We start from the raw sequence: 26,666 nt of genomic DNA, 5'->3' as shown, positions 1-26,666 counted from the left end.
TCCGGCCTTTTTTGATTGAGAACTTTTTTATGCGTATTTTTTTCAATCGGCCTCCTGAGGAGAGAATCCCAAAGGAGACATATTTATGGACAATTCCATGAAAGAAAAGAGCCACCGCTCATTGATCGAGCACACGGGTGGTAAGTCACTTGAAGAAGTGAACGGATCAATTGATGTACCAAAGGGTGCATCATTCTGGCGTCGTTTGTTCGCCTTCTCAGGACCAGGGGCCTTGGTTGCCGTTGGTTACATGGATCCAGGTAACTGGGTTACATCTATTGCCGGTGGTGCTGGATACCACTACTTGTTGCTTTCAATCATCTTGATCTCATCATTGATCGCGATGCTCTTGCAGTACATGGCTGGTAAGCTTGGTATTGTTAAGCAAGAAGATTTGGCGCAAGCAACGGGTAACCGTACGAACAAGTTCGGTCGTATCGCCCTTTGGTTGATGACTGAATTTGCCTTGATTGCAACGGATATCGCCGAAGTTGTTGGTGGTGCCATTGCCTTGTCATTGCTTTTCGGTTGGCCATTGTTGGTTACGGTCTTCTTGACTGCCTTCGACGTTATCATCCTTCTTCTTTTGATGAAGTTCGGCTTCCGTAAGATCGAAGCAATCGTTATGACGTTGATCGTGACAATCTTGGTTGTCTTTGTTTACTTGACAATCTTGTCAAAGCCTGACTGGGCTGCTGTTCTTGGTAACTACGTACCACGTCCACAAACCATGTCATTGAAGGCTGCTGAAGGTTTGGACAACCCATTGTTCTTGACTGCTGGTATCATCGGTGCCACGGTTATGCCTCACAACCTTTACTTGCACTCATCAATTGCACAAACTCGTAAGGTTAACCACGACAACCCAGCTGAATTGAAGGAAGCTGTTAAGTTGATGACTTGGGATTCAAACATCCAATTGACTTTGGCCTTCTTCATTAACTCAATGTTGTTGATTGTTGGAGCTGCTTTGTTCTTCGGTCACGCTGAAGAATTGTCAGGATTCCACCAATTGTACGACGCTTTGAACAACAAGAACATCGCTGGAGCAATCGCTTCACCTGTCTTGTCAACGTTGTTCGCCGTTGCGTTGTTGGCTTCTGGTCAAAACTCAACGATCACTGGTACTCTTACTGGTGAAATCATCATGGAAGGTTTCTTGCACTTCCGTATTCCAATGTGGCTCCGTCGTGTGATTACTCGTGGTATCGCTATCACGCCAGTTATGATTATCGCCGTTATCTACGGTGGTAACGAAGCACAAATGGATGCCTTGATTGAATCCACTCAGGTATTCTTGTCAATCGCATTGCCATTCTCAATGGCACCATTGATTTACTTCACTTCTTCTAAGAAGATCATGGGTCCTTACGCTAACTCAGCTTGGTTTAAGTATGCAGGTTGGTTGTCATTCATCGTCTTGACGATGATTAACGTCTTCCTTGTATGGAACATGTTCGCTGGATAAGAAAGTAATTAGGAGGCTATCATGGCTGAATTGAAGTTAAACGTAACGCCAAAGCAGTTCAAAACTATTTTGGTTGGTGTTGATGAATCTGAACAAGGTTACAACGCCTTGGCAAACGCCATCCACCAAGCACGCGAAGATGACTCAAAGTTGATCATCGCGTCAATCTTGGAAATGGGTGACTTGTCAGCTATCTCAGCATTGCACCTTGATGTTATCAAGGAAAAGCGTGTTGAAATCGAACAAAACTTGGCAAAGTACAAGGCATACGCTGAAGAACAAGGCGTAAAGCAAGTTGATACTGTGTTTGACGACAGCGTTAAGGCTGGAGAAGCATTGGTTGAAGACATTGCGCCTGAAGTAAACGCTGACCTTATCGTGGTTGGTGCACACTCACGCGAAGGTTTCTGGGGTTCAATTGGATCTCAAGCTGCTTACATCGCACGTAACGCCAAGGTTTCTGTATTGGTTGTTCAAAACTAATTTGAAATCAACAAAGCATCGGACAATTGTCCGATGTTTTTTTATTTGAAAAAGTTTTAGAAAATTAGAATGAAATTGTACAACATTGTGAATGTTTTGGTATAATGCTGTTATGGATAAAGATACAAGACAAGAATTAGTACAATTGTTTAAGATTCTCGCTTCAGAAAAGCGTTTAGCCATCTTAGATAAATTATCACAGCGTGCTTACACAGTGAATGAATTGGGGGAGGAACTGCAGATTGAGCAGTCCGTGTTGTCCCACCAACTTCGCCGCTTGCGCGATGAGCAGGTCGTGATGATTGAAAAGACAGGTCGCCAAGTGCATTACATGCTGAAGGATGACCATCTTTCTGACCTTCTAGAAAGTGCTATGGATCATGGCGAGCACGTAACTCGGAATGGTTCTGAAAACCGTTTCGTTTTCGCAAAATAAATAAACAATTTCTCGGTATGTTGTTGACAGGGACGATCGTCCTTGGTATATTTATATAGTTGAAAAAAACAACATGCCTGCCCTTGTGGCGGAATTGGCAGACGCGCTGGACTCAAAATCCAGTGGTGGCAACACCGTGTGGGTTCGACTCCCACCGAGGGCATTTCATGAGAGAAGAGCGGCTAGTTATAGCCGCTTTTTTTGTACCAAAAAAGAGGGATTCGATTGAATATCGAATCCCTCTTTTCATTTGTTTTAGTTAATCTTTGCTGCACCAGTATTATAGTCAATTGTAACACCGGGCTGGACGTTAAAAATCCAGTAGTTCAAGTTCAATGTCTGGCCGTTATCTTCTACAGACTTAGCCATGTAATGGACACCGCGCGGAACGAGTTCGTTTCCGTTGTAAACGGGCGTTACTTGTCCACGAATGGTGATGTTTTCGTGCTGCTTCAATGCATAGCGGATATCGTCTTCCGGAACCAACTGACCCGGAAATGCGTTTTCAACACGGGTTCCCGTCGTCATGTTTTCTGTGACCATGGTTGGCATTCCGAAGAACTGGTAGCCCACGATGTGTGACTTGTTCCACAGCGCTTGTTCACTACCGCCAAGCTTAACCTTGGGGTTCGAGTGGTAACCGCCGACCCAAGCCGTTCCATTAAAGTGATCGCCCTGGTTCCAGCCGGATGGACGGACGTTTTTAGCAATCTGACTGGGACGCTTCGTCACCTTATCCATGGCTTTCTTAGAAGCCACGAAATTTCCTTGCTGTGAGCGGCCTAAGTCGTCCAAAGGTGAAAGGGCCAAGCCATCGGTCGGATTCAACTTGCTGCCGTTTCCTTTGAAATTCTGATGCAGTTCATTGTCAGAGAAAGTCGCTTTATTGTTATTGAGGTGAACGATGTCCCCGTCGAGCGTGCCGTCCCATTGGATGTTTAATAGCTCTTGATCAGATGAGGAAACCGTTTGTACGTTCGTGCGGTTCTTATCCGCTTTCTTGTTTTGCTTCCAAACCTTTTCTTGCTTTTGTTGGTTACTTTGTCCTTGATTTGCCCCCGGAAACATAAAGTGCTGATACGACAAAACCGCCACCATAATAACTAAAACGGTGACGGTCGCAGCATACTGACGTTGTCGGGCTTTTTTGTTGTTAGCCATTAGAAAGACATTGCTCCTAAGAATTTCTTGATACGTTCGTTGTCAGAGTGGAAGAACCCATCGGTCTTTCCCGCATAGCCAACCGAACCGTTGTCGATGAAGACCACTTGGTCTGCGACTTGTTCGGCGAAGGCCATGTTGTGTGTGACAACAATCATAGACGTGTCCTTCTTGGCCAAGTCCTTCAAAACACGGAGAACTTGAGCTTCCAATTCCGGATCCAAGGCGGACGTTGGTTCATCCAAGAGCAAATACTTTGGCTCCATGGCCAAGGCACGTAAAATGGCAACGCGTTGCTGTTGTCCTCCGGACAATTGGTAAGGGTAGCGGTCGGCCAATTCTTGCATGTCGAATTGCTTCAACAAATCGAACGCTTTCTTTTCGGCTTCTTGCTTGCTCTTCTTTTGCACCTTCACGGGTCCTTCCGTGAGGTTGTGCAAGACGTTTAAATGCGTGAACAACGCCTTTTCCTGGAAAACCGTGGCGGTCTTCTGACGTAGTTCCAAGATTTGTGCGCTCGACAGGGAATCTTCGAAATTAACTTTCAAATCATCAATTTGAAGTTCACCAGAAGTGGGGCGTTCCAATAGGTTCAAGGCCCATAGTAGGGTGGACTTACCGGAACCAGAAGGACCGACAATTGCAGTTGTTTCTTCGGCTTTGAACGTAACGGACACATTGTCCAACGCCTTCTTATCCGGATATTGTTTTACTAAGTTTTTAACTGAAATCATTGGGCGAACCTCGATGTGTACTTCTCTAGGTAGTGTTGTCCGATTGAAAGAATGGTCGTGAAGAAGGCGTAAACCATGGCGACCAAAACGTACATGGACAAGACCTTGTAGTTAGCGGCTGCAATCTGTTGTGAGAGGTAGAAAATTTCTACAATCGTAATAACTGATGCCAATGAGGTGTCCTTCAACAAACCAATCAAAGAGTTGGACAATGGTGGGACGGAAATTCGAGCTGCCTGTGGCAAAACCACGTTCCAGTAAACCTGTCCACGCGTCATTCCGAGTGATTCGGCCGCTTGCTTTTGAACTTCAGGAACGGAGTTGATGGAAGCGCGAATCGTTTCCGAAGCGTAGGCACCGGTGTTCAGTGAGAATACCGTGATAGCGGATACCCAGGCGGACTGGAAGAAAGCGATGTGTGCGTTTGGTAAACCGTAGAACACGATGAAGAGTTGTACCAACAATGGTGTCGAGCGGAAGAACCAGACGTACGCGTTCGCAACCCACTTGAAGATTTGCAAAAAGGCGGCGGCCCATTCGTTTTGTGGTAGCTTCGAAACGCGAAACAGTGCCGTGAGTGACGCAAAAATCAATCCGAAGAAGAATGAGATGGCCGTCAGTGGCAGCGTGTATTTAATTGCGGTGATGAAGAGTTCTGGCAGGTATTTGATGGCCAGTTCGAAAAATTCTGTCATGTTCTTTTCCTATATAAAAGTCAAAAGCGACCGTGATTGCTTTTGAACTTATTCTTTTGTTAAGTCCTTGTTGAAGTACTTCTTTGAAAGCTTTGAAAGCGTACCATCTTCGTGGAGTTCCTTCATCGCCTTGTTGACCTTCTTTTGCAAGGCTTCGTTGTCCTTGTTCATCAAAACACCGTCAGGAGTTGATCCCATTTCCTTGGCCACGTCAACGGCTTCGACGTCAGCGTCAGGGTTGGCTTGCTTCCAGTTTTCAAACGAACCAAGGTCGTTCAAGGTACCGTCTGCACGGTTCGTTGTAATCAAGTTCATGGATTCGATGATTCCGGCAACGGCTTTGATGTTAGCGCCTTCGGCCTTGGCACGCTTACCGTAGTTTGACGTGACGGATTGCGCCATCGTCTTCCCCTTGATGTCAGCAAGGGTGTTCATTGACGTGTCACCCGTCCGCTTAATCAAAGCGGCGCGTGGGTAAAGGTATGGGTCTGACATGCGGTAGTTGGCCTTACGTTCGGGTGAAACACCGATGTTGTTGATTACGGCATCGTAACGCTTGGCGTTCACACCGGCAATCAAGGAATCCCACTTTGTTTGAACAAAGTCGACCTTCATGTTCATCTTCTTGGCGAGGTTTTCGGCGATTTCAACTTCGAAACCAGTTAAGTTTCCTTTGTCATCGTGGAAGGAGAAGGGGGCGTACGTTCCTTCAACACCCACCGTGAAAGTATCCTTCTTGATTGTCAGTCCGGCGTCCTTTTGACTGCTGAACTTGTTGAACCCAACGATTCCGGCGATGATAACGGCCAATCCGGCCAAGATGATAACGATTTTCTTATTCATTTGTTTGCTCCTATGCAATTCAATTGGTTTTTAACTATTCAACGATTTTTTGGCTTTTGGTCAAAAGAAAAAGCCACCCATGGTCCCCAAAAAGAGGGACCCAGGGTGGCTTTAAATCTATGAACGCCACCCTAAAAAAGCGGTGCGCAACAGCAAACCGTGAAAGTCATAGCGATTGAGTTGTGAAAGTTAACGTTTGCGTTCATAGTTGCCTCCTTAGTTTCTTTCTCAAGTTTACCGGTGGCGTATTTTTTTGTCAATAAAGTTCTATTAAAAAGAGAAAAACAACGGGCAATTGGTTCTTCTCTCTTCAATCAAAAAATGCCCTTTTAAAAAGCTTTGTGAATATAGGCGTAAAAATGGTTTACTAGAACTTTCATATTCTAAGAAGCGATTGCTCAACTGGTGGGGGAGGCTGCATTTTGCTATAATAAAAGGCAGTATCGGCACATTTGCTAGGAGGACTCATATGTCAGAAAAGAAGAACTTTTATATTACGACACCAATCTATTACCCATCTGGTAAGTTGCAATTGGGAAACACATACACAACGGTCTTGGCAGACGCCGCTGCGCGGTACCACCGTTTGTTAGGTGAAGACGTCTTTTTCCTTACGGGAACGGACGAACACGGTGAAAAGATTCAAAAGAAGGCCGCTGCCGAAGGGCAGAGCGAACAAGAATACTTGGATAAGATGGCCAAGGATATCAAGGACCTTTGGTCATTGATGAATATTTCTTATGACAAGTTCATCCGTACGACGGATGATGATCACGAAAAGGCCGTGCAAAAGATTTTCCAAAAGCTTTTGGACCAAGGCGATATCTACAAGGGACAGTACGAAGGTTGGTACTCGGTTTCCGATGAAGAATACTTCACGGAATCACAACTGGCCGAAGTATACCGCGACGCTGACGGGAACATGACCGGGGGTAAGGCCCCCTCTGGTCACGAAGTGGAAAAGATTCAAGAAGAGACGTACTTCTTCAAGATGTCTAAGTACGCTGACTGGTTGGTGGACTACTACAAGTCTCACCCAGACTTCGTTCAACCTGAATCTCGAATGAACGAAATGCTTCAAAACTTCATCTTGCCTGGATTGGAAGACTTGGCCGTGACGCGTACGTCATTTGACTGGGGAGTTCCTGTTCCTGGTGACGAAAAGCACGTCATCTACGTTTGGATCGACGCCTTGGCCAACTATATTACGGCTTTGGGTTACGGTTCTGACCAAGACGAATTGTTGAAGAAGTTCTGGCCAGCCTCTGTTCAATTGGTTGGTAAGGAAATCGTTCGTTTCCACATCATCTACTGGCCAATCATGCTCCACGCCCTTGGTTTGGACATGCCTGAAAAGATCATCGGCCACGGTTGGCTCGTCATGAAGGACGGTAAGATGTCGAAGTCCAAGGGAAATGTCATTTACCCTGAAGACTTGACGTCTCGTTATGGTTTGGACGCGGTGCGTTACTACTTGCTTCGCGCCATGCCATTTGGAAACGACGGTGTCTTCTCACCTGAAGACTTCGTTTCCCGCGTGAACTACGACTTGGCAAACGACCTCGGTAACTTGTTGAACCGAACGGTTGCCATGATCAACAAGTACGAAGGCGGAACGGTTCCGGCCTTTACTTCCGACGTGACGGAATTCGACGCGTCATTGGAAGAATTGGTTGCCGAACAAATCGCCGTCTACGAAGAAAACATGCAGGGCGTTCACACAGCGGATGCGCTTGAAGCCGTATGGTCAATCGTTCGTCGTGCTAACAAGTACATTGACGAAACGGAACCTTGGGTCTTGGCCAAGACGGCCGGGGAAAACGCGGACGCGAAGGAAGCGTTGGCATCCGTAATGGCTCACTTGGCCGCAACCTTGCGCGTTGTGGGTGCGCTCTTGCAACCGGTCATGGTTGAAACGCCAAAGCAAATCTTCGAGCAACTTGGTTTGCAAGAACCAGAAGCTGGCGTTGATTTGACTGATCTTTCAATGGCTGCTTTGCCTGCCGGTGGCACGGTTGTTAAGAAGGGAACGCCAATTTTCCCACGCTTGGACGTGGAAGAAGAGGTGGCCTTCATTGCCTCATTGGTCTCAAAGGATACCAAGGGGAAGGGACGTGCTGTTAAGGAAGCTGCCAAGAACGAAAGTAAGAAGGACGACAACATGGAAGAAGAAACGACGCACAAGGCGTTGATCGAATACGACGACTTCGACAAGGTTGAAATTTTGGCCGCCAAGATTACGGCTGCTGAATTACTTCCAAAGTCAAAGAAGCTCGTGAAGTTTACTTTGGATGATGGCTCATCAAAGCCACGTCAAATTCTTTCTGGAATTCGTCAATGGTATCCAGAACCAGAAGTTCTCGTTGGAAAGAAGGTTGCCATCGTCGCCAACATGGCACCCCGTAAGATGGCCGGTGAGCTTTCTGAGGGAATGGTGTTATCTGCTGAAAAGAACGGTATCGTTACCGTTACGATCTTGCCTGACACTGTTGAACCTGGCTCAGGGATTGAATAATTATTCGTTTTAAAAAAAGGCTAGCGCGAATGCGCTAGCCTTTTTGTTTTTATATTATTTTCTTACATATTGTCCAATGCGGAATAACCAATTGATGGGAACACCGTCACTAAACGCTTCAATTCCTGCTTCGTGTAACCGAACTCGATGGCTGGCAAGAGCGCGTTTACCACGTCTTCTGCCTTGTCTGACAATTCAATCACACCGACCAACTGACCTTCCTTGTTGTAAATCAAGGAACGCTTACCAGCCTTTTCAAAGTCCACCAACCGGTACCAGTCATCCATGACGTCCTGGTTAATCACCGTGTACTTGTCTTCGTTTGCCTTTGCTTCTTCTAACGTCACACCGGCTTGCGCCAAGCGAGGCGTCGTGAAGACCGTCGTTCCGATTGCTGGATAGTTAATTGGGGCGTTATCGTTACCCAAAATGTGGTCCACCACGTACTGGGATTCAAACGTTGCCGTTGGCGTTAACTTTGGCTGATTCTTCTTCAAGACATCACCCGTAGCATAGATGTTTGAAACCGATGTCTGTAAGTAATCGTTTGTCACGATTCCGCTCTCATCGTATTCCACGCCGATTTCGTTCAAGCCAAGCTTTTGTGTGTTTGGCACGCGACCCGTGGCATCCAAGATATAGTTGGCGGGGTATGAACCGGTGTTTGCGGAAACAGTGTAACCCGCACCGTTTTGTTCAACGGCCTTGATTGTTGCGTTCTTAATGAAAAGCACGCCTTGGTCAGCCAACGTCTTCATGAGTTCATCCGTGTACGTGCGGTCAAATCCCTTGAGGGCTTGGTTGCCCTTCATGATGACCGTCACCTGTGAACCAGCGGCCTTCATGATAGAAGCTGCTTCCAGTGCGATGTAACCCGCACCGATGATGACCATCTTGTCTGGCACGTGGTCCATTGACAAGAAATCCTTTGAATCGTGGAGGTACTCCTTTCCTGGAATATCCAAGCGGTGGGAGTGCTGACCAGTTGCAATTACGAACTGTTCGGCCGTTACGGTCTTTTCACCAACCGTAATCGTGTGAGTATCCCGGAATGACGCATGACCGAAGATGAAATCGATACCAGCGCCTTCCATCCCAGATTGAATAGCGCCAGGGAACATGTTCACAATTTCTTTCTTGCGCGCCATGGCCTTTTCCCAGTCGATGTAAGCATCACCGGCAATCACGCCGTCGGATTGCTTCATCGTTTGCGTGATTTTAGCTGGTGCTTCCAAAATCACCTTGGCGTTACAACCCCAGTTCGGGCAGGTTCCACCAACCTTGTCTTCTTCGATGAATGCGACGGACTTACCAGCAGCCGTTAGAGCGGGCGCCCCATCAAAGGCACCGTGACCGGCACCGATGAAAATGACGTCATAATCGTATTGTGTTGACATGTTTTCCTCCTTTTATTTTCAAGTCAATTATCACACAAATTACTAATAATCCAAAATTCTTGAAAATTTAAAACAAAAAGAGCGGCATGGATGTCGCTCTGTATAAGGGTTTATTGTTGATAATTTTTCGTTGCTTTGAATAAGAAGAAAGCAACGACGGCACCGGCAATTCCTTGAATCATGTTTGTTGGAATTGACGCGATCCCTGCTGTCCAATTATATAGGAAAGAACCGGCCAGCGTGTAACCAATTAGCATAATGATTGTTCCAATGGTCGAATAAATGATTTGCTTCTTCAAGCTACCTTGTGCCGCAAAACCAACAACGTAGCCCTCCAAACCGTGAATCAGAAATGAAAAGATGATCCATTGCGGGTAGCCGGCGAGTAGATCGAGCAAGGCACCAGACATTGCGCCAACGATAAATCCAGCGTTTTTACCATAGGACAAGGCGGCAAAGAGAATTCCTGCTTCCACTAAATTAATGAATCCAGACGTGGCGGTGATGGGGATGTGCACTAAATAGGATAGGGCAACGTTTAAAGCGGTCAAAACCGCGAGCTTGGTAATGATTTTGGCTGAGTTTTCCTTCACAGTGGCCTCCAAATAAGAATGACTTCTCCGTTATTGTTTATTAGTTTATCATGTTCCAAGTTCAGAAGGAGGAGGATGAGCGAACTGGTACGGTTTTCTTTGTGATAAAAAATGACAGTCAAGCTACACTGGTAGGAGCGCATTTATGTTATAATGATTACGTTGACTTAGGTCAAAAAATTAATTGGAGGTCTACACACATGACTGTGAAGATTGGTATTAACGGATTCGGTCGTATTGGTCGTTTGGCATTCCGCCGTATTTTGGAATTGGGTGACTCAGCAGCTGATGTTGAAGTCGCAGCCATCAACGATTTGACGTCTCCATCAATGTTGGCATACTTGTTGAAGTATGACTCAACGCACGGAACTTTGAACGCTGAAGTTTCTGCTGACGAAACTGGAATCATCGTTAACGGTAAGCACTACACTGTTTACGCAGAACGCGATGCAAAGAACATTCCTTGGGTTAAGAACGACGGTGTTGAATACGTATTGGAAGCCACTGGTTTCTACACTTCAGCCGAAAAGTCACAAGCCCACTTGGACGCAGGTGCCAAGAAGGTCTTGATCTCTGCCCCAGCCGGTGATGTTCCAACGGTTGTTTACGGTGTTAACCAAAACATCTTGAAGGCAGACGACAAGATCGTTTCTGCTGGTTCATGTACTACTCAGTCATTGGCCCCAATGGCTCGTGTATTGCAAGACCAATTCGGTGTTGAAGTTGCAACGATGACGACTATCCACGCATTTACTTCAACGCAAATGATCTTGGACGGTCCAAAGTCAAAGAAGTTCCGTTCAAACCGTACTGCTTCAGTTAACACGATCCCTCACTCAACTGGTGCTGCTAAGGCCATTGGTCTTGTTGTTCCTGAATTGAGCGGTAAGATTGACGGACACGCACAACGTGTTGCTGTTATCGACGGTTCTGTTACTGAATTGACTTCAGTATTGAAGAAGAACGTTACTGCTGAAGAAGTTAACGCTGCTATGAAGGCTGCATCATCAGACTCAATGGGTTACACTGAAGATGAAATCGTTTCATCTGACATTATCGGTGACACTCACGGAACGACGTTCGATGCAACGCAAACGCAAATCGTCCAAGCTGGCGACAAGCAATTGGTTAAGACGGTTTCATGGTACGACAACGAATACGGTTTCACTTCAAACATGATCCGTACTTTGTTGCACTTCGCAAGCCTTTAATCATGATTAAGAGGGTAGCTTCGGCTGCTCTTTTTTTGTGCCCATTTTTCTGTGCTATACTGACGAATAGAAAGAAAAGAGGATGCCATGAACGTCGCTTTCATCTCAGACTTACACCTTGATGTGAACCGAATCGACCCAGCGCTTGCGTTGGGGCTTTTTGCCGATGCGATGAAAGATCAAGACATCAAGGCCCTTTTCCTCTTAGGCGACACGTTTAATGCTTTAGAGAAAACGGCGACCTTTGTTCAGGCTTTGGATGACAAAGTCGGGCCCGACCGTGATGTTTTCTTCCTCGCGGGTAACCACGAGATGGGCAGCGGCGAAAGTTTTGAAGAAGTTGAGAACTTTAACGATGCCCGCTACTTTCATAAGAAGTTTTTGGACATTGGTTCCTACCGAATCATCGGTCATAATGGTTGGTACGATTATTCCATGGATAAAAACCAACATTTTATAGAAGAAATTCTTTCTTTTAAGAAGGGTTACTGGTACGACCGTCGAATCAAACAGCCGATGTCTGACCCCGAGCGAATGGCCTTAGCCATCGATGAAATGAAAGCGATGGTGAAAGAAGCAAAAGAGATTGGGCAAAAGCCAATTGTCTTGAACCACTTTTCCCCATTGCAGGATTTTGTGGACTTGATTCCGTTTCGTCGAACGAAGATGTCGATTTTAAAATCCTTTCTTGGTTCTCGAATTCTAGGAGAAGACTTTGTTAAATGGGGTGTAGAAGATTCAATTTCCGGACACCTGCACTTGCACCCGGATAAAAGACAAGTCGCACAAATAAGCTTTTACAATGTGGCGCTAGGTTATAATCGCAAGAAAATAAAGGAATGGGTCGGGTCTGACTTTGCCAGTGAAGTTTTAAAACGACTCTTAATTATCGACCTATAATATAGAAGAAAAAACTAAGAAAAGCTGATTTAATCGGCTTTTTTATTTTTACTATGAGATAGTTTGACTATCGAAGTATTTATTGATAAACTGTTTTTATCCTAATATTACTTTAAACAATCGAGTCGCTCGATTAGTGAAAGGACTAGCAATGCCAGTTTTAACAACCACTGAAATTATGGATTTGATTCCAAACCGTTACCCAATCCTTTACATGGATTACGTGGAAGAAATGGTGCCGGACGAATCAATCGTTGCCGTTAAGAACGTGACGATTAACGAACAATTCTTCCAAGGACACTTCCCTGGAAACCCAGTGATGCCTGGTGTCTTGATCATTGAATCATTGGCCCAAGCCGCTTCAATCTTGATCTTGTCTTCTCCACAGTTCCGTGGAAAGACGGCTTACATGACGGGTATCAACGATGCCAAGTTCAAGAAGATGGTTGTCCCTGGTGATGTTTTGAAGTTGCACGTAACCTTCGGTAAGGTTCGTGAAAACATGGGGTCTGTGAATGTAACGGCCAAAGTTGATGGCAAGGTCGCAACGAGTGCGGAGCTGATGTTTGTGGTGGCTCCTGATGAAAAGGACTGAGACAACAGTTGAAAAAGTAAATCTGAAAGAAGCCAATCAAGCGTTGATTGAGCTTTTGGCAAATATCGTTTGGGTCGAGGAGAGTCAGCTGAAAAGCGGACCCTTCTCGGCTTTGACGGTTAAGGATGTTCATACCATTTACGCGATTTCGATGTATGAAAAGAAAACAGCTTCCCAGGTTGCTAAAGCAGTTCATTTGTCGCCGTCAGCAATGACGACGGCAATTGATCGCTTGGTGGAGAAGGGTTACGTTTTGAGAAGACGTTCTGAAGCTGATCGACGAGTCGTGTATTTAGGGCTGACGCACCATGGACGAGTGTTGTTCCGTGCGCACCGGGCCTTTCACTTGAAACTGACAAAGGCGATGTTTACCGGCTTTTCAGATGAAGCAGCTGATATTTTAGAGAAGGCATTACAGAATCTGCAGAAGTACTTGAAGGACTTACTAGCAGATTAAAGAAAACGAGATTATGGAAAAGATGAAAATTGCAGCAACCGCTCGCCACATTCCAGAGCGCGTTGTTTCAAACGACGACTTAGCAGAATTGATGGAAACGTCAGACGAATGGATTTACCCACGGACGGGAATCCACAACCGCCACGTCGTTGACAATGAAAATACTTCTGACTTGGCAACTGGTGTTGCAAAGAAGTTGTTGGAACAAGCCGGATGGGCGCCATCTGACTTGGACTTCATTATTGTTTCCACGATGTCACCCGACGCACTGTCCCCACACACGGCGGCCATTGTGCAGGGAAACATTGGCGCTGAAAACGCCTTTGCCTTTGATTTGAACGCAGCCTGTTCCGGATTTGTTTACGGAATGTCCGTTGCTTCCTCATTCTTGACGTCAGGTCGTTACAAGAAGGGGATGTTCATTGGAGCGGAAGTCTTGTCAAAGTTGGTTGATTGGAAGGACCGCACGGTTTCTGTTCTCTTCGGAGACGGGGCCGGTGGTGTCTTGCTTGAGGCAACAGACGAAGAGAAGGGGCTTCTCGCCGAAGAACTTCAGGCCTTTGGTGACCGTGGTGAAGCTATCTTAACTGGTCGCTTCGCGAACAAGAACGCCTTTGCCGGTGAAATTTCACCGCTTGACCCATACTTCCACCAAGACGGCCGCGGGGTTTACTCCTTTGCGACTCGGGAAGTGCCAAAAGTCTTGGATAAGGCCTTGGCTAAGGCCGGTGTTTCAGCCGACGACGTCGACTTGTACATTGCCCACCAAGCCAACCATCGCATCATCGAATCGATGGCCAAGAACTTTGGTCAACCGATGGACAAGTTCCCAACCAACATGGCGGAATATGGAAACACTTCCGCTGCTTCACCAGCCATTCTTTTGGACGAATTGGTTCAAGATGGTAAGGTTAAGCCTGGCATGACGATTGCCTTTGTTGGTTTCGGTGGCGGATTGGCTATCGGTGCTCAGGTCTGGAAGGTCTAACGGCCGGGTCTGACTTTAACAGTATTATTAAATTACGGTGTAGTAGACTGCACCGTAAAAATCTAACGTATTGCAATACGAAAACCTATAGGAGAACGTGCTCATGACACAAGAAGAAATTTTTGACAAGGTAAAGGAAATTTTGGTTGACCAATTCGATTTGGAAGACTCAGAAGTTTCAATGACGACGAACATGACGGATGACATCGATGCCGATTCATTGGACTTGTTCGAAGTTTTGAACCGTGTGGAAGACGACTTTGACATCAAGTTGGAAGACACTGAAGAAGTTTCAACGGTTGCTGACTTGGTTAACAAGATCAAGGAACAAACTGACAAGAAGTAATCACTTCTTTTTAGGCGGCTTTGTCGCCGCGTACATAAACATAAAAGGAAAAGGCGTAGTATTATGACGATTAAATTGGAAAACCCTATTTTTGAAAAGCTGGGCATGAAGTACCCAATCGTTGAAGGTGGTATGACATGGGCCGGAACCGGTGCATTGGCTGCCGCAGTTTCTGAAGCTGGTGGACTTGGATTCATCGGTACTGGATACTGGCACGGTGAAGACGTACGTCGCGAAGTACGTCGTGCCAAGGAATTGACGGACAAGCCTTTCGGTGTGAACGTGATGTTGATGTCACGTCACATCCGCGAAGTCTTCGACGTTATCTTGGAAGAAGGGGTTAAGGTTGTGGCCACTGGTGCCGGTGACCCATCACCTTTCTTGGATGAATTGCACGCCGCTGGAATCGTGGTTATGCCCGTTGTTCCATCAACTTCATTGGCTAAGATGATGGAACGGAAGGGTGTTGATGCCGTTATCGCCGAAGGAATGGAATCAGGTGGTCACATCGGTCAAATGACGACGATGGCCTTGGTCCCACAAGTGGTTGACGCCGTTAACATTCCAGTTATCGCCGCCGGTGGAATCGCCGACGGACGTGGTGCAGCCGCAGCGCTTGCCCTCGGTGCTTCTGGTATCCAAATGGGAACGCGCTTCTTGACTTCAGCTGAATCTGAAGTTCACGAAAACTTCAAGAAGAAGATTTTGAAGGCCCGTGATATCGACACGATCATCACTGGTAACATCTGCGGTTCCCGTGCCCGTGTCTTGAAGAACAAGATGGCTAAGGAATACGTGAAGAAGGAAGTTGAAGAACTTCAAAAGCCAGCACCTGATTACGAAACGGTTGAAAAGTTGGAATCTGGTACGCTTCGTGCCGCTGTTCAACAAGGAGATAAGGATGGCGGAGCCTTCATGGCCGGTCAAATCTCTGGAATGATCAACGACGAAAAGCCAGTTGCTCAAATCCTTGATGAAATCTGGTCACAAGCAACCGACATCTTGGGTATCGAAAACACAACAAAGTAATTAAGGAAGGTTCTATGAAAGTCGGACTTCTATTCAACGGACAAGGTTCACAAAAGGCCGGAATGGGCCAGGACTTGTACGACAATTTGCCAGCTTTTAAGGCTTATATCGACAAAGCTTCTGAAATTTTGGGCTACGACTTAGTCGCGGTCTTCAACGACGAAGAAAAAATTAGCCAAACGAAGTGGGCGCAACCAGCCATCGTCGCCTTTGACGCAGCTTTGGCGGCCTGCTTGGTTGACGCTGGATTGCAGAATGTCGTTGCCGGTTTGGGACTATCGCTTGGGGAATACCCGGCCTTAGTCGCCAACGGCATGCTCACCTTTGACCAAGCGATTGCTTTGGTTAAGGACCGAGGCATTTATATGCAAGAAGTCGGGGACCAAAACCCCGGTAAGATGGTTGCCGTTTTGGACGACAACCAAGACATGATTGTTGAGACAATCAAGAACTTGCAAGACAAGGGCTTGGAAGTATACCCAGCAAACTTCAACACCTTTGCCCAATTGGTTATCGGTGGAAAAGAAGCCGATGTTGACCAAGCGGTCGAAGCGTTGACGGAAGCTGGAGTGAAGAAGCAAGTGCCGCTTCCTGTTTCAGGAGCGTTCCACACGCCACTTCTTACAGAAGCGTCAACAAAGATGGCTTCACGGTTCGAAGGGGAAGCCTTTGCGGACGCAAAGTTCCCCGTTTTCTCAAACACCACCAAGGAAGTCTTTACAAAAGACGACTTGGCTGACGTTTTGGAAAAGCAAATCGTCTCCCCAACGTACTTCGCCCACTGCTTGCAAAACATGGTAGACCTTGGCGTCGACACGCTCATCGAAGTCGGACCAGGTGTTACCTTGTCCAAGTTTGCGCGCAAGGTAGCCCCAAAGGAAGTGGCTCGTTACTCCGTTACGGACTTCGAATCATTTGAAAAAGTCGCTGCTTTAATTAAGGAAGGATAAGACACATGGATTTTTCAGGAAAGACAGTTCTCGTCACTGGTTCATCACGTGGTATCGGATTAGCCGTTGCCCACGCCTTTGACGAAGCCGGTGCCAACATCATCTTGCACGGTCGCTCACCTTTGAAAGAAGAAGTGATTTCTTCTTTCAAGAAGGCGCCCCGCACGTTGCAATTTGACATTGCAGACGGTGAAGCTGCCGAAGAAGCCTTGAAGGCCCTCTACAAAGAAGAAGGTTTTGAAGGCATCGACATTCTGGTGAACAACGCCGGAATCACGAAGGATCAATTGGCAATGGGAATGAAGTTGGAAGACTTCGCTGCCGTTGTGAACACCAACTTGAATGGAACGTTCAACGTGACGCAACCAATCTTCAAGAAGATGATCCGTCAAAAGCACGGCGTCATCATCAACATGGCATCCGTTGTTGGACAAATGGGAAACGCCGGTCAGGTTAACTACTCAGCTTCAAAGGCTGGTGTGATTGGAATGACGAAGTCCTTGGCCAAGGAAGGTGCAAAGCGCAATATCCGCGTGAACGCCATCGCGCCAGGAATGATCGTTTCAGACATGACGGACGCCTTGTCAGACAAGGCAAAGGAAGCCATCTTGAATGAAATCCCATTGTCCCGTTTTGGAACGGTGGAAAACGTCGCCGACGTTGCTTTGTTCTTAGCCGGAAACGACTACATGACGGGACAAACAATCACGGTTGATGGTGGATTGTACATCTAACAGAATTGATGCAAAAGCATTTGCGAAAGGAAACATGATGACACGAGTTGTAATTACAGGAATGGGAGCAATCGCCCCAAACGGAAATGACACCAAGGCATTCTTAGACGCCATTTTTGCAGGACAATCAGGTATCAAGCCAATCACGAAGTTCGACCCAACTGAAACGGGTATTTCAGTTGCCGGACAAGTTGACGGCTTCGACCCTGCTGCCCGCGTTGGAAAGCGTGACGCACGTAAGTTGGACCTCTTCTCACAGTACGCCATTGACGCTTCTGCCCAAGCCATGGAACAAGCCGGACTTTTGGCAGACGAAGACTCAGACGCCAAGTCAAAGGTTGAAAACCCTGACCGTTTCGGAGTTATCTTGGGAAACGGTATCGGTGGTTTAACGACCATCCAAGAACAAATCATCAAGATGCACGAAAAGGGACCTCAACGAGTATCACCATTGTTCGTTCCTGAATCAATCGCCAACATGGTTTCTGGTAACGTCTCACTCCGTTTCGGTGCTAAGGGTTCAAACCTTACAATCGTGACGGCCTGTGCCTCAGCCACGAACGCCATTGGTGAAGCTTACTGGCGTATCAAGGCCGGTCGTGAAGACGTGATGTTGACCGGTGGTGCCGAAGCCACGATCAACGAAATCGGAATCGCTGGTTTCGCTTCATTGACTGCTTTGTCAAAGGAAGAAGATCCTAAGGAAGCCTCAAAGCCATTCGACAAGAACCGTCACGGTTTCGTCATGGGTGAAGGTGCTGGAATCTTGGTTATCGAATCACTTGAACACGCAGAAGCGCGTGGTGCTAACATCTTGGCCGAAATTGTTGGTTACGGTGCAACGGCTGATTCATACCACATGACGTCACCTGCTCCTGATGGTGAAGGTGCCATCCGTGCCTTCAAGTTGGCCATGGAAGACGCCGACATGAAGCCAGAACAAATGTCATACATCAACGCCCACGGTACTGCCACGGGTGCAAACGACTCTGGTGAAGCGGAAGCCATCGCCTCTGTCTTCGGTGAAAAGGCCGTTTTGGTTTCTTCAACGAAGGGGATGACTGGTCACTTGCTTGGTGCCGCCGGTGCCGTTGAAGCCGTTGCTTCTGTTGGAGCAATCGACCGTGGAATCTTGCCTGAAAACGTTGGTTTCGACGAAGCCGATGAACACACGGCCAAGATTGAATTGGTTAACAAGGACAACCAAAACGTTGCCCCAGAATACGTAATGTCAGCTAACTATGGTTTCGGTGGGCACAACGCCGCCGTTATCTTCAAGAAGTTTTAAGGTGAAGAATCGATGAACTTGAACGTAAAAGAAATTCGTGAATTGATGGCGGACTTGGAACAATCTTCCCTCCGCGATATTGCTATCCAAGACGGTGACTTCTCATTGCACTTGTCTAAGAACGAACAGGTCCAAGCACCCGCAGCACCAGCTGCTTCTGCTTCCGTTGCGCCAGCTGCGCCCGCAGCAGCAACGCCTGCTCCCGCAGCTTCAGCAGCCGCTGAATCAGCTGCACCGGCAGCACCAGCCGCGCCCGCAGCTGGAAAGGAAATTAAGTCACCAATGGTCGGTACGGTTTACTTGAAGCCAAAGCCAGACCAACCGGACTTCAAGGCAGTGGGCGACCACGTTGAAAAGGGTGAAACGGTTGCCATCATCGAAGCAATGAAGTTGATGACTGAAATTAAGGCCGACGTTACTGGAACGATCGCCGAAATCTTGGTTGAAAACGAAGAAGTCGTTGACTTCGATAAGCCACTTTACCGAGTTACAACGGACTAATTGTCCAGCAGTAGGCAATTCCCTGCTGTTACGCAAAGCAGGTTGTCAAAGGCCTACTTTGCATACATAGGCATCAAAGGAGAGAAAACATGTCTGTATTAAACGCACAAGAAATTCAAGAAATTTTGCCACACCGTTACCCAATGTTGATGTTGGACACGGTGGAAGAACTGGTTCCAGGTGAAAAGTGTGTTGCTTTGAAGAACATCTCAATCAACGAAGAAATCTTCCAAGGACACTTCCCTGGTAACCCAACTTTCCCTGGTGCTTTGACTGTTGAAGCCTTGGCACAAGCTGGTGCGGTGGCATTGCTTTCAATGCCAGAATTCAAGGGTAAGACAGCTTACTTCGGTGGCATCAAGAAGGCCCGTTACCGTAAGATGGTTCGCCCAGGTGACCAAGTGAAGCTCGAAGTGGTCTTGGACCGCTTGCGTGGCCCTGTTGGTTCCGGTAAGGGAATCGCTTGGGTAAATGGTAAGAAGGCAACAACCGCAGAACTGACCTTTATTGTTGGAGACTAAAATGTTCAAAAAAGTATTGGTAGCAAACCGTGGTGAAGTCGCTGTGCGAATCATCCGGACGTTGAAGGAAATGGGCATCAAGACGGTGGCCATCTACTCAACGGCAGATAAGAACTCCCTTCACGTACAAATCGCCGACGAAGCGATCTGTGTTGGAGGACCTAAGCCAGCTGATTCCTACATCAACATGAAGAATGTCATTTCAGCTGCCGTTTTGACCGGTTCAGAAGCCATTCACCCTGGTTATGGATTCTTGTCAGAAAACGCCATGTTCGCCGAAATGGTCGGTGATGTGAACATCAAGTGGATTGGGCCCCGTCCCGAAACCATTGATTTGATGGGTAACAAGGAACACGCCCGTGCCGAAATGCGTAAGGCGCAAGTTCCGGTTATCCCTGGTTCACTTGGTGACATCCACAACGTGGATGAAGCCCGTGAAGTGGCTAACGAAATCGGTTACCCCGTTTTGTTGAAGGCCGCTGCCGGTGGTGGTGGTAAGGGAATGCGTTTCATCTACAAGGATGAAGAGTTGGAAGAAAACTTTACCAACGCCCAAGCCGAAGCCAAGTTGAACTACGGTGACGAACACATGTACCTTGAAAAGGTCATGCTTGATTGCCGCCACATCGAAATGCAAGTGGTTCGTGACCACTTCGGAAACGTCGTCTGCTTGCCAGAACGTAACTGTTCTTTGCAACGTCGTAACCAAAAGGTGATGGAAGAATCACCAGCCGCATCCATGACGCCAGCATTGCGTGAAGACATGATGGACGTTGTGACGAAGGCCGTTAACGCCATCGATTACGAAAACACGGGAACGATTGAATTCTTGCAAGACCAAGAAGGAAAGTTCTACTTCATGGAAATGAACACGCGTATCCAGGTTGAACACCCAGTTTCAGAAATGGTAACGGGCTTGGACTTGGTTCGCTTGCAGGTTTTGGTTGCCGCTGGTGAAGAATTGCCAGTGAAGCAAGAAGACGTGAAGATTAAGGGACACGCCATCGAAATGCGTTTGACGGCTGAAAAGCCTGAAGCAAACTTCGCACCATCTGCTGGTAAGATTGACTTCGTCTTCTTGCCAACCGGTGGACCTGGTGTCCGTATTGATTCTGCCCTCTACAACGGGGACATGATTCAACCATTCTACGATTCAATGATTGCAAAGTTGATTGCACACGACGATACTCGTGAAGAAGCTTTGGCAAAGTTGGAACGCATCATCGACGAAACGTCCGTTGTTGGTGTTTCAACGTCAAAGGACTTCCAATTGGCTTTGTTGCAAGACGAAGGAATCAAAAACGACGTCTTCACGACGAAGTATTTGGAAAACCACTTCTTGCCAGAATGGGAAAAGACGCTCACATCTTCAAACGAAGCTGAATAATTTTCTGACGGAAGGACGTTTGTCCAACCAACGAAGGGAGAAGGGCCTAGCCCAAACGATATGGATTTGTTTTCTTCTAAAAAAACGGATAATAACAAAATTAAAGTCACGGACGCCGTTCGTGACCGGATTCCTGACGGTCTCTTTCTAGCTTGCCCATACTGTGGAAAGCAAATTTACAACAAGGAATTGGGCGACTACCGAGTATGTCCAAACTGTGATTACGGTTTCCGCTTGCAGGCTCGCGAACGCGTTGCCTTGTTTGCGACAAACTTCGTGGAATTCGATTCTGAATTGACAATTGATCAAACCGACTTCCCAGGTTACCAAGCAAAGCTTGACCGTGCCAAGAAGCAAACGGACATGAAAGAATCCGTTTTGACTGGTACTGGTAACATTGCTGGTGAACAAGTGGCCCTTGGAATCATGGACTCATACTTCATGATGGGATCACTTGGTTCAAAGACTGGTGAAAAGATTACCCGCCTTTTCGAACACGCCACGGAAAACAAGTTGCCGGTTGTCCTCTTTACGGCTTCCGGTGGAGCCCGTATGCAAGAAGGAATCAACTCCTTGATGCAAATGGCCAAGGTGTCAGCGGCTGTTGCGGCTCACCAAGAAGCCGGTCTCTTGTACTTGGTTGTCTTGACTGACCCAACGACCGGTGGTGTCACGGCTTCCTTTGCCATGCAAGGGGACGTGACCTTGGCAGAACCACACGCCTTGGTTGGATTTGCTGGTGCTCGCGTGATTGAATCAACGATTCACGAAAAGTTGCCAAAGGACTTCCAACGTGTGGAAACACTGCTTGAACACGGATTCGTCGACAAGATTGTGAAGCGCCAAGACATGGCGCAAGTAATCGGACAAATCGTTTCCATGCACCACAAGGAGGGTTAAGATGTTTGAATTTGTTAAAACGATGTTTAAAAAAGACGTTAACCCGGCCGAAGTCGTGAAGAAGTCACGTGAAGACCGCTTCATGGCCCGCGAATTGATCAACGGTCTCTTTACTGACTTTATCGAATTCCACGGGGACCGCTTGTGTGCTGACGATACTTCTGTCATTGGTGGAATTGCCCGCTTGAAGGGACAACCCGTTACGGTGATTGCCATCGATAAAGGAACGGACATCAACGACAAGTTGTCAAAGCGAAACGGTTCACCACAGCCTTGGGGTTACCGCAAGGCCATGCGTTTGATGAAGCAGGCGGACAAGTTCAACCGTCCAATCGTGACGTTGATCAACACGCCTGGTGCCTTTCCTGGAAAGGATGCTGAAGCGCACGGACAAGGGGACGCCATCGCCCAATCCATCTTGGAATCCATGAAATTGACGGTGCCAATGATCGCCATCATCTACGGTGAAGGTGGATCAGGTGGTGCCTTGGCCTTGGCTGCCGCCGACCAAGTGTGGATGTTTGAAAACGCCACGTACTCCATCTTGTCACCGGAAGGTTTTGCTTCCATCTTGTGGAAGGACGCCAAGCGTGCTGATGAAGCCGCTGGTATCATGGGTATCACGCCTGCCGACTTGCTTGAAAAGAAGGTCATCGACGAGGTTATCCCTGAAAACCACCGTCATGAAAAGATTTTTGCCGGTATGCAAACGAAGTTGGACGAAGAATTCCGCGAGATGCAATCACTTGCACCGGAAGAATTGGTTCACGAACGTCGCCAACGCTACCGCGCATTCTAAAATGGCATAAAGTTGCGGTTGAAGCGACTTTGATATCTGCTATAATTGGTGCTGAAGAAGATTTCTTCAGCACTTTTTCTTTTGGGCTTGTTTCCGGAATTCGACAGGCTATTACGAGCATTAGCTGCATTCCGCCGTCCGGGCGTTAAGCGGGCAGAAATTTAACTGCAAAAAACAATAACTCTTACGCTGTCGCTGCCTAAAAACCAGTGACTCGTGGGCATGCTTGCTAGGCTAACATGGTGAGTCTGCTTTTATAAATGGTTAGCTCGATTCAATGACGATGCCTGCGCGGTTGAATTTAAAACCAATTAGGTCCCGGCCAAAGTCAAGTTCTGGACAATGGCTGCTTTGGTTGCGGTAATAATGATTGCCCTATGAATGTAGACGCTTATGTGGCGGATGGTTTGGACAGGGGTTCGACTCCCCTCAAGTCCATAAGTGAGACAGTTTCAAGAAATTGAAGCTGTCTTTTTTGTTAAAAGCGTTTATACTAGACAAAAATCTTCATGAAAAGGATGATCAAATGATTTTATTTGGATTAATTGTGCTCACCATTCTATTTTTTTGGCTCTGCATCGAGTTTTTAGCTTGGGCGCCAGTTATTATTTTAGTGTTGCTCGGCTTGTTGATTTTAGCCTTCCTTCTTACGCATATTTTCTGGATTCTAGGCATTATCCTGGTTTGCTGGGTATTTGCTCGAATTGGACGTAAAAAGCGCGCAGAGAAGCTAAATAAGGTCTTTGAAGGAAGTCAGCCACGCTCGGTGGATGAAGAAGACGAAACGACGGAAAAAAACGAGAAAAAGAAACCCTTGAAGAAGCTCTTCTTGGACCGTGTTTTGGCCGATTTTAAGGAAAATCAGGCCGTTAACTTGGGCGATGGCCTCTGGGTGGATCAAGCAAAACAACGCTTGCTTTTCATCTTGGACGACAGCCAAAAGGACGCTTATGTGCAAGGAAAGTTCGACGAAATCGAATCCTACAAGTTGAACCAGGAAAGCGAATACAGCCAAAGCTTTGGGGTACACCTTTCGGGCATGGCCGCCTTTGACTATGTCAACGTGACCCTTTCCAAGCAAGAAAACGAAATGCTTGGGCAAAGCCCAGCGAATTACCTGAACGAACTTTTGAAGCGTTACGGTCAAGAAAAATAAGCGATAAAAAAAGACGACTCGGTTTGAGTCGTCTTTTTCGTTATTTGTTTTGACCGAGCTTCTTATCAAGACGGTAGAATCCATAACCGAGTACTAAGAAGAACAGGGTCAGGAAAATGACGTTGATGAAGACGCGGGTCCAGCCATACATGTTCGAATCGATGAAGTAGTATGGGTAGTGCGTGTTGGTCAGCGGGTAAACCACCTTGAGCGTGGCCGCAACGACGGTAAAGGCGTAGTAGCTGAGCGGAATGGCCAACCAGTAAACGGGGGCCTTCTTCGTAAACTGGCCCTTTTGATCAAAGAAAATCCAGTCTAAGATGACAGCCAAAGGCAAGAATAAGTGAACGGACAGGGCACCGGTCATCTCAAAGGCACCGTGCACATTGAAACTGTAAGGCGCTAAAATCAACCAGTAGATGAGCATCGTCACGGTGATGGCCAGCGTAACGGCGCCCTTGAAGTTTCCTGTTTCCACCTTCTTTGTGCTGATCAAGTAGGCAAAGTACACCAAGCAGAGCAAGTTTGAAAGCGTCGTGTAGTACAACAGCGAGTGTAACTGCAACTCCGTGTTGATCATCAAACCAATCGTTCCGAGAACAACGAGCAGGAAACGGTAAGTGTTTTTGAGCGTGAATTTCTGTTTCATTTTAGAGAATCCTTTTTCATTTTAGAAATAACTATCAAATTATACCGCATTGTCATAAGAATTACGAAAAGCTTGACGTGAAAGGGTTTACAGTCGTTTTTCTTATTGACACATTCGTAACAAACATGATAAAGTGTAGGGGTTTGTTTGAGATAAGTTGCTTAAAGCTTCATTAACACAAGCAGCTCCTAAAAAAATTTAAGGAGCCGTACAATGAACATTTTAATCATTCAAGGCCATCCCGACGATCAGTCATTTACGCATGCGAATGCTATGCATAGCTACGAGCACTTGGTTGAAGAAGGCACGCAAGTTCAATTCATTGACTTGGCCATCGCCGATTTCGATCCCGTATTGCGTTATGGACATCGTGTTAAGATGCCCGAAATGGATTACATCACCAAGTTGCAACAGAAGATTGCTTGGGCGGACCGCCTTTGCTTCTTCTTCCCAATCTGGTGGGGCGGAGAACCCTCCGTTTTGAAAGGAATGTTGGACCGGGTGTTGACGCCAGGCTTTGCCTATCGTCAGCCAAACTTCCGACATCTCGAAGGACTACTGCACGGACGCACGGCCGACTTGTTTTTGACCAGTGACCGTCCGGCATACTTCCAACGTCGCTTTGGTTCCATCGTGACGCACTGGAGGCGCGACATTTTAGGTCGTGTTGGCATCAAGTTAGAACGAACACGCATCCTTACCGGCATGTGTGAGATGAAAGACGACCGTAAAAAGTTAGCTTACATGGAGCGTTGCGCTCAGGATATCTACAAGGTCGCCATTAAAGATTCAAAAGAAGCCTTGGTGAAAATTGGGGCTGAATAAAAGCTTACTTCGGTAAGCTTTTTTTTGTGTCCAAAAGATTGATACCACTAAAAAAGTCGCATCCGTGGGGGACGGATGCGACTGATTCGATCATGGACCTTACTGGGCTTGTTTCATTGTAAAGCGTCGGTTTAGTCCTGGATTTTTCTCCTCTTCGATGTAAAAGAGTGGGCGAGCCTTTGTCTCGGTAAAAATTTTACCGATGTAGGTGCCGATAATACCAAAAGCGGTGAGGTTTAAACCACCGAGTAACCAAATCGAAATCATGAGGGAGGACCAACCAGCGGTTGGATCACCAATGGCCTTTTGAACCAAGGTGTAGGTGATTTCGATGCCCGCCACAGAAGAGATGACGAGCCCCAGGTAAAAGAGTAACTGAAGCGGTTTGACCGAAAAGGATGTGATGCCATCGACGGCAAAGGCGAGCATCTTTTTAAGGGGATACTTTGATTCACCAGCCTTGCGCACCCCGCGAACGTATTCCACAGTGGTTTGCGGGTACCCAATCCTTGGGACCATGGCCCGAAGAAAGAGATTACGTTCCGGCATGCTGAGCAGCGCCTGGACCGCCCGTTTTGACATCAGGCGGAAATCCGCGTGGTTTGGAACAAGTTCGACACCCAACCAAGCCGCGAATTTGTAGAAGGCTTCCGCCGAGTTCTTCTTAAACCAGGTGTCGTTTTCCCGGTTCGAACGAACGGCGTAAACAATGTCAAAACCCTTGCGGTACTTGGTCACCATCTCTTCGATGATGTCCGGATTGTCCTGCAAGTTGGCGTCTAGCGTAATCGTCATATCCGAGCTTGCCACCGATTCTTGGAGACCGGCCATTAAGGCGTTTTGGTGTCCAAAATTACGGGAGAGTTTAACTGTTTTGATGTCTGCTGTCGTTGATTGAAGTGATTTCATCACCTTGTAGGTCTCGTCCTTCGATCCATCATCGACGATTAGAATGTAGGAGTCTTCTGCGATGGCATCGTGTGCGAGCAGACGATCCTTTATTTGGCCGAGCTTCACAACGGTCTGAATGAGGCCTTCTTCTTCGTTATAGGCCGGAAGAATCAGCGCCAGAGTGGGGGCTTTTTGCGTCTGTGTCCTCATATGC

29 protein-coding genes, 1 tRNA gene and 1 other RNA gene are annotated in these 26,666 nt (G+C 47.1%); 23 read left to right on the top strand and 8 right to left on the bottom strand.

Annotated elements, in window-relative coordinates; genetic code table 11:
• The first annotated feature begins 85 nt into the window (after nt 1-85).
• The 4 genes from NFX39_RS02905 to NFX39_RS02890 all read left to right on the top strand — a co-directional run bounded on the left by NFX39_RS02905 (nt 86) and on the right by NFX39_RS02890 (nt 2,550).
• The gene (locus NFX39_RS02905; RefSeq protein WP_252442824.1) at nt 86-1,468 is read left to right on the top strand and encodes an Nramp family divalent metal transporter; all 1,383 of its coding nucleotides are present in this window, start codon (nt 86-88) and stop codon (nt 1,466-1,468) included.
• A gap of 21 nt (nt 1,469-1,489) precedes the next feature.
• Nucleotides 1,490-1,951, top strand: coding sequence for a universal stress protein (locus NFX39_RS02900; RefSeq protein ID WP_252442823.1), 462 nt, complete (start codon nt 1,490-1,492; stop codon nt 1,949-1,951).
• Nucleotides 1,952-2,096: 145 nt separating this feature from the next.
• Nucleotides 2,097-2,387, top strand: a complete 291-nt coding sequence (locus NFX39_RS02895; RefSeq protein ID WP_252442822.1) for an ArsR/SmtB family transcription factor — start codon at nt 2,097-2,099, stop codon at nt 2,385-2,387.
• 79 nt (nt 2,388-2,466) lie between these two features.
• Nucleotides 2,467-2,550 (top strand) — tRNA-Leu (locus NFX39_RS02890).
• Between the two features lie 92 nt (nt 2,551-2,642).
• Here the strand turns inward: NFX39_RS02890 and NFX39_RS02885 are convergent.
• Genes NFX39_RS02885 through NFX39_RS02870 form a run of 4 tightly spaced genes read right to left on the bottom strand, consistent with a single transcriptional unit; the run spans nt 2,643 to nt 5,820 of the window.
• Nucleotides 2,643-3,548, bottom strand: a complete 906-nt coding sequence (locus NFX39_RS02885) for a DNA/RNA non-specific endonuclease (protein WP_252442821.1) — start codon at nt 3,546-3,548, stop codon at nt 2,643-2,645.
• Entirely contained in the window at nt 3,548-4,282 is a 735-nt protein-coding gene (locus tag NFX39_RS02880) for an amino acid ABC transporter ATP-binding protein (RefSeq protein WP_252442819.1), read from the bottom strand. The genes NFX39_RS02885 and NFX39_RS02880 overlap by 1 nt, the downstream gene beginning before the upstream one ends.
• Nucleotides 4,279-4,977 carry an amino acid ABC transporter permease gene (locus tag NFX39_RS02875; RefSeq protein WP_252442817.1) on the bottom strand — a complete coding sequence of 233 codons (699 nt, stop codon included), beginning with the start codon at nt 4,975-4,977 and terminating at the stop codon, nt 4,279-4,281. Before NFX39_RS02875 ends, NFX39_RS02880 begins: the two co-directional genes overlap by 4 nt.
• 48 nt (nt 4,978-5,025) lie before the next feature.
• A complete protein-coding gene (locus NFX39_RS02870) occupies nt 5,026-5,820 on the bottom strand; it encodes a transporter substrate-binding domain-containing protein (protein WP_252442815.1) in 795 nt (264 codons plus the stop codon).
• 469 nt (nt 5,821-6,289) lie between these two features.
• Here NFX39_RS02870 and metG point away from each other — a divergent pair, with 469 nt between their 5' ends.
• Complete coding sequence (metG, locus tag NFX39_RS02865) at nt 6,290-8,335, top strand: methionine--tRNA ligase (protein WP_252442813.1); 2,046 nt, start codon at nt 6,290-6,292, stop codon at nt 8,333-8,335.
• Nucleotides 8,336-8,397: 62 nt separating this feature from the next.
• On the opposite strand, the gene NFX39_RS02860 is transcribed toward metG, so the two are convergent.
• Both NFX39_RS02860 and NFX39_RS02855 read right to left on the bottom strand, forming a co-directional pair.
• The gene (locus NFX39_RS02860; RefSeq protein ID WP_252442811.1) at nt 8,398-9,732 is read right to left on the bottom strand and encodes a dihydrolipoyl dehydrogenase family protein; all 1,335 of its coding nucleotides are present in this window, start codon (nt 9,730-9,732) and stop codon (nt 8,398-8,400) included.
• Between the two features lie 110 nt (nt 9,733-9,842).
• A complete protein-coding gene (locus NFX39_RS02855) occupies nt 9,843-10,325 on the bottom strand; it encodes an ECF transporter S component (protein WP_252442809.1) in 483 nt (160 codons plus the stop codon).
• Between the two features lie 200 nt (nt 10,326-10,525).
• On the opposite strand from NFX39_RS02855, the gene gap reads away from it, so the two are divergent.
• The 17 genes from gap (at nt 10,526) to NFX39_RS02770 (ending at nt 24,087) form a co-directional block, all read left to right on the top strand.
• Nucleotides 10,526-11,536, top strand: a complete 1,011-nt coding sequence (gap, locus tag NFX39_RS02850) for a type I glyceraldehyde-3-phosphate dehydrogenase (RefSeq protein ID WP_252442807.1) — start codon at nt 10,526-10,528, stop codon at nt 11,534-11,536.
• Between the two features lie 87 nt (nt 11,537-11,623).
• Nucleotides 11,624-12,436: a metallophosphoesterase gene (locus NFX39_RS02845; RefSeq protein WP_252442805.1), complete on the top strand. Its 813-nt coding sequence runs from the start codon at nt 11,624-11,626 to the stop codon at nt 12,434-12,436.
• 151 nt (nt 12,437-12,587) lie between these two features.
• On the top strand, nt 12,588-13,031 hold the full coding sequence (gene fabZ, locus NFX39_RS02840) for a 3-hydroxyacyl-ACP dehydratase FabZ (protein WP_252442803.1): 444 nt from the start codon (nt 12,588-12,590) through the stop codon (nt 13,029-13,031).
• The gene (locus NFX39_RS02835; RefSeq protein ID WP_252442801.1) at nt 13,018-13,488 is read left to right on the top strand and encodes a MarR family winged helix-turn-helix transcriptional regulator; all 471 of its coding nucleotides are present in this window, start codon (nt 13,018-13,020) and stop codon (nt 13,486-13,488) included. Before fabZ (NFX39_RS02840) ends, NFX39_RS02835 begins: the two co-directional genes overlap by 14 nt.
• A 13-nt stretch (nt 13,489-13,501) precedes the next feature.
• Nucleotides 13,502-14,476, top strand: coding sequence for a beta-ketoacyl-ACP synthase III (locus tag NFX39_RS02830; RefSeq protein ID WP_252442799.1), 975 nt, complete (start codon nt 13,502-13,504; stop codon nt 14,474-14,476).
• Nucleotides 14,477-14,579: 103 nt separating this feature from the next.
• Nucleotides 14,580-14,822, top strand: a complete 243-nt coding sequence (locus NFX39_RS02825) for an acyl carrier protein (protein WP_213808883.1) — start codon at nt 14,580-14,582, stop codon at nt 14,820-14,822.
• Nucleotides 14,823-14,885: 63 nt separating this feature from the next.
• Entirely contained in the window at nt 14,886-15,851 is a 966-nt protein-coding gene (locus NFX39_RS02820) for a DUF561 domain-containing protein (protein ID WP_252442797.1), read from the top strand.
• A gap of 14 nt (nt 15,852-15,865) precedes the next feature.
• Nucleotides 15,866-16,801, top strand: a complete 936-nt coding sequence (locus NFX39_RS02815; protein WP_252442796.1) for an ACP S-malonyltransferase — start codon at nt 15,866-15,868, stop codon at nt 16,799-16,801.
• Nucleotides 16,802-16,806: 5 nt separating this feature from the next.
• A complete protein-coding gene (locus tag NFX39_RS02810; protein WP_252442794.1) occupies nt 16,807-17,535 on the top strand; it encodes a beta-ketoacyl-ACP reductase in 729 nt (242 codons plus the stop codon).
• Nucleotides 17,536-17,572: 37 nt separating this feature from the next.
• Complete coding sequence (gene fabF / locus NFX39_RS02805; protein WP_252442793.1) at nt 17,573-18,823, top strand: beta-ketoacyl-ACP synthase II; 1,251 nt, start codon at nt 17,573-17,575, stop codon at nt 18,821-18,823.
• A gap of 12 nt (nt 18,824-18,835) precedes the next feature.
• Complete coding sequence (gene accB, locus NFX39_RS02800; protein WP_252442792.1) at nt 18,836-19,324, top strand: acetyl-CoA carboxylase biotin carboxyl carrier protein; 489 nt, start codon at nt 18,836-18,838, stop codon at nt 19,322-19,324.
• Between the two features lie 89 nt (nt 19,325-19,413).
• A complete protein-coding gene (gene fabZ / locus NFX39_RS02795; protein ID WP_252442791.1) occupies nt 19,414-19,845 on the top strand; it encodes a 3-hydroxyacyl-ACP dehydratase FabZ in 432 nt (143 codons plus the stop codon).
• Nucleotide 19,846: 1 nt separating this feature from the next.
• A complete protein-coding gene (locus NFX39_RS02790; RefSeq protein WP_252442790.1) occupies nt 19,847-21,232 on the top strand; it encodes an acetyl-CoA carboxylase biotin carboxylase subunit in 1,386 nt (461 codons plus the stop codon).
• Nucleotides 21,233-21,292: 60 nt separating this feature from the next.
• Nucleotides 21,293-22,132: an acetyl-CoA carboxylase, carboxyltransferase subunit beta gene (gene accD / locus NFX39_RS02785; protein WP_252442789.1), complete on the top strand. Its 840-nt coding sequence runs from the start codon at nt 21,293-21,295 to the stop codon at nt 22,130-22,132.
• 1 nt (nt 22,133) lies between these two features.
• Nucleotides 22,134-22,931, top strand: coding sequence for a carboxyltransferase subunit alpha (accA, locus tag NFX39_RS02780; protein ID WP_252442787.1), 798 nt, complete (start codon nt 22,134-22,136; stop codon nt 22,929-22,931).
• A gap of 83 nt (nt 22,932-23,014) precedes the next feature.
• Nucleotides 23,015-23,372: a transfer-messenger RNA gene (ssrA, locus tag NFX39_RS02775) on the top strand.
• Nucleotides 23,373-23,457: 85 nt separating this feature from the next.
• The gene (locus tag NFX39_RS02770) at nt 23,458-24,087 is read left to right on the top strand and encodes a hypothetical protein (RefSeq protein WP_252442785.1); all 630 of its coding nucleotides are present in this window, start codon (nt 23,458-23,460) and stop codon (nt 24,085-24,087) included.
• Nucleotides 24,088-24,127: 40 nt separating this feature from the next.
• On the opposite strand, the gene NFX39_RS02765 is transcribed toward NFX39_RS02770, so the two are convergent.
• Complete coding sequence (locus NFX39_RS02765; RefSeq protein WP_252442783.1) at nt 24,128-24,736, bottom strand: Pr6Pr family membrane protein; 609 nt, start codon at nt 24,734-24,736, stop codon at nt 24,128-24,130.
• A 213-nt stretch (nt 24,737-24,949) separates the two neighbouring features.
• Between NFX39_RS02765 and NFX39_RS02760 the strand changes: the two genes are divergently transcribed.
• The gene (locus NFX39_RS02760) at nt 24,950-25,561 is read left to right on the top strand and encodes an NAD(P)H-dependent oxidoreductase (RefSeq protein WP_252442781.1); all 612 of its coding nucleotides are present in this window, start codon (nt 24,950-24,952) and stop codon (nt 25,559-25,561) included.
• 99 nt (nt 25,562-25,660) lie between these two features.
• On the opposite strand, the gene NFX39_RS02755 is transcribed toward NFX39_RS02760, so the two are convergent.
• Entirely contained in the window at nt 25,661-26,662 is a 1,002-nt protein-coding gene (locus NFX39_RS02755; RefSeq protein ID WP_252442779.1) for a glycosyltransferase family 2 protein, read from the bottom strand.
• Between the last annotated feature and the right edge of the window lie 4 nt (nt 26,663-26,666).

Origin of the sequence: Fructobacillus apis (assembly GCF_023893635.1) — a bacterium.
In the GTDB taxonomy this organism is placed as follows: Bacteria; Bacillota; Bacilli; order Lactobacillales; family Lactobacillaceae; genus Fructobacillus; species Fructobacillus apis.
Note: the sequence above shows the minus strand (reverse complement) of the source record. Positions and strands in the feature narration are given on the sequence as shown.

What these genes read in the sequence shown, in the direction of transcription:
- NFX39_RS02860 (WP_252442811.1), bottom strand. Translation starts at nt 9,732, where the DNA reads ATGTCAACACAATACGATTATGACGTCATTTTCATCGGTGCCGGTCAC.
- NFX39_RS02870 (WP_252442815.1), bottom strand. Translation starts at nt 5,820, where the DNA reads ATGAATAAGAAAATCGTTATCATCTTGGCCGGATTGGCCGTTATCATC.
- NFX39_RS02815 (WP_252442796.1), top strand. Translation starts at nt 15,866, where the DNA reads ATGAAAGTCGGACTTCTATTCAACGGACAAGGTTCACAAAAGGCCGGA.
- accB (WP_252442792.1), top strand. Translation starts at nt 18,836, where the DNA reads ATGAACTTGAACGTAAAAGAAATTCGTGAATTGATGGCGGACTTGGAA.
- NFX39_RS02875 (WP_252442817.1), bottom strand. Translation starts at nt 4,977, where the DNA reads ATGACAGAATTTTTCGAACTGGCCATCAAATACCTGCCAGAACTCTTC.
- NFX39_RS02835 (WP_252442801.1), top strand. Translation starts at nt 13,018, where the DNA reads ATGAAAAGGACTGAGACAACAGTTGAAAAAGTAAATCTGAAAGAAGCC.
- metG (WP_252442813.1), top strand. Translation starts at nt 6,290, where the DNA reads ATGTCAGAAAAGAAGAACTTTTATATTACGACACCAATCTATTACCCA.
- NFX39_RS02760 (WP_252442781.1), top strand. Translation starts at nt 24,950, where the DNA reads ATGAACATTTTAATCATTCAAGGCCATCCCGACGATCAGTCATTTACG.
- accD (WP_252442789.1), top strand. Translation starts at nt 21,293, where the DNA reads ATGGATTTGTTTTCTTCTAAAAAAACGGATAATAACAAAATTAAAGTC.
- NFX39_RS02900 (WP_252442823.1), top strand. Translation starts at nt 1,490, where the DNA reads ATGGCTGAATTGAAGTTAAACGTAACGCCAAAGCAGTTCAAAACTATT.
- NFX39_RS02790 (WP_252442790.1), top strand. Translation starts at nt 19,847, where the DNA reads ATGTTCAAAAAAGTATTGGTAGCAAACCGTGGTGAAGTCGCTGTGCGA.
- NFX39_RS02880 (WP_252442819.1), bottom strand. Translation starts at nt 4,282, where the DNA reads ATGATTTCAGTTAAAAACTTAGTAAAACAATATCCGGATAAGAAGGCG.
- NFX39_RS02770 (WP_252442785.1), top strand. Translation starts at nt 23,458, where the DNA reads ATGATTTTATTTGGATTAATTGTGCTCACCATTCTATTTTTTTGGCTC.
- NFX39_RS02810 (WP_252442794.1), top strand. Translation starts at nt 16,807, where the DNA reads ATGGATTTTTCAGGAAAGACAGTTCTCGTCACTGGTTCATCACGTGGT.
- NFX39_RS02885 (WP_252442821.1), bottom strand. Translation starts at nt 3,548, where the DNA reads ATGGCTAACAACAAAAAAGCCCGACAACGTCAGTATGCTGCGACCGTC.
- fabZ (WP_252442791.1), top strand. Translation starts at nt 19,414, where the DNA reads ATGTCTGTATTAAACGCACAAGAAATTCAAGAAATTTTGCCACACCGT.
- fabF (WP_252442793.1), top strand. Translation starts at nt 17,573, where the DNA reads ATGACACGAGTTGTAATTACAGGAATGGGAGCAATCGCCCCAAACGGA.
- fabZ (WP_252442803.1), top strand. Translation starts at nt 12,588, where the DNA reads ATGCCAGTTTTAACAACCACTGAAATTATGGATTTGATTCCAAACCGT.
- gap (WP_252442807.1), top strand. Translation starts at nt 10,526, where the DNA reads ATGACTGTGAAGATTGGTATTAACGGATTCGGTCGTATTGGTCGTTTG.
- NFX39_RS02830 (WP_252442799.1), top strand. Translation starts at nt 13,502, where the DNA reads ATGGAAAAGATGAAAATTGCAGCAACCGCTCGCCACATTCCAGAGCGC.
- NFX39_RS02765 (WP_252442783.1), bottom strand. Translation starts at nt 24,736, where the DNA reads ATGAAACAGAAATTCACGCTCAAAAACACTTACCGTTTCCTGCTCGTT.
- NFX39_RS02845 (WP_252442805.1), top strand. Translation starts at nt 11,624, where the DNA reads ATGAACGTCGCTTTCATCTCAGACTTACACCTTGATGTGAACCGAATC.
- NFX39_RS02905 (WP_252442824.1), top strand. Translation starts at nt 86, where the DNA reads ATGGACAATTCCATGAAAGAAAAGAGCCACCGCTCATTGATCGAGCAC.
- NFX39_RS02825 (WP_213808883.1), top strand. Translation starts at nt 14,580, where the DNA reads ATGACACAAGAAGAAATTTTTGACAAGGTAAAGGAAATTTTGGTTGAC.
- NFX39_RS02755 (WP_252442779.1), bottom strand. Translation starts at nt 26,662, where the DNA reads ATGAGGACACAGACGCAAAAAGCCCCCACTCTGGCGCTGATTCTTCCG.
- NFX39_RS02820 (WP_252442797.1), top strand. Translation starts at nt 14,886, where the DNA reads ATGACGATTAAATTGGAAAACCCTATTTTTGAAAAGCTGGGCATGAAG.
- accA (WP_252442787.1), top strand. Translation starts at nt 22,134, where the DNA reads ATGTTTGAATTTGTTAAAACGATGTTTAAAAAAGACGTTAACCCGGCC.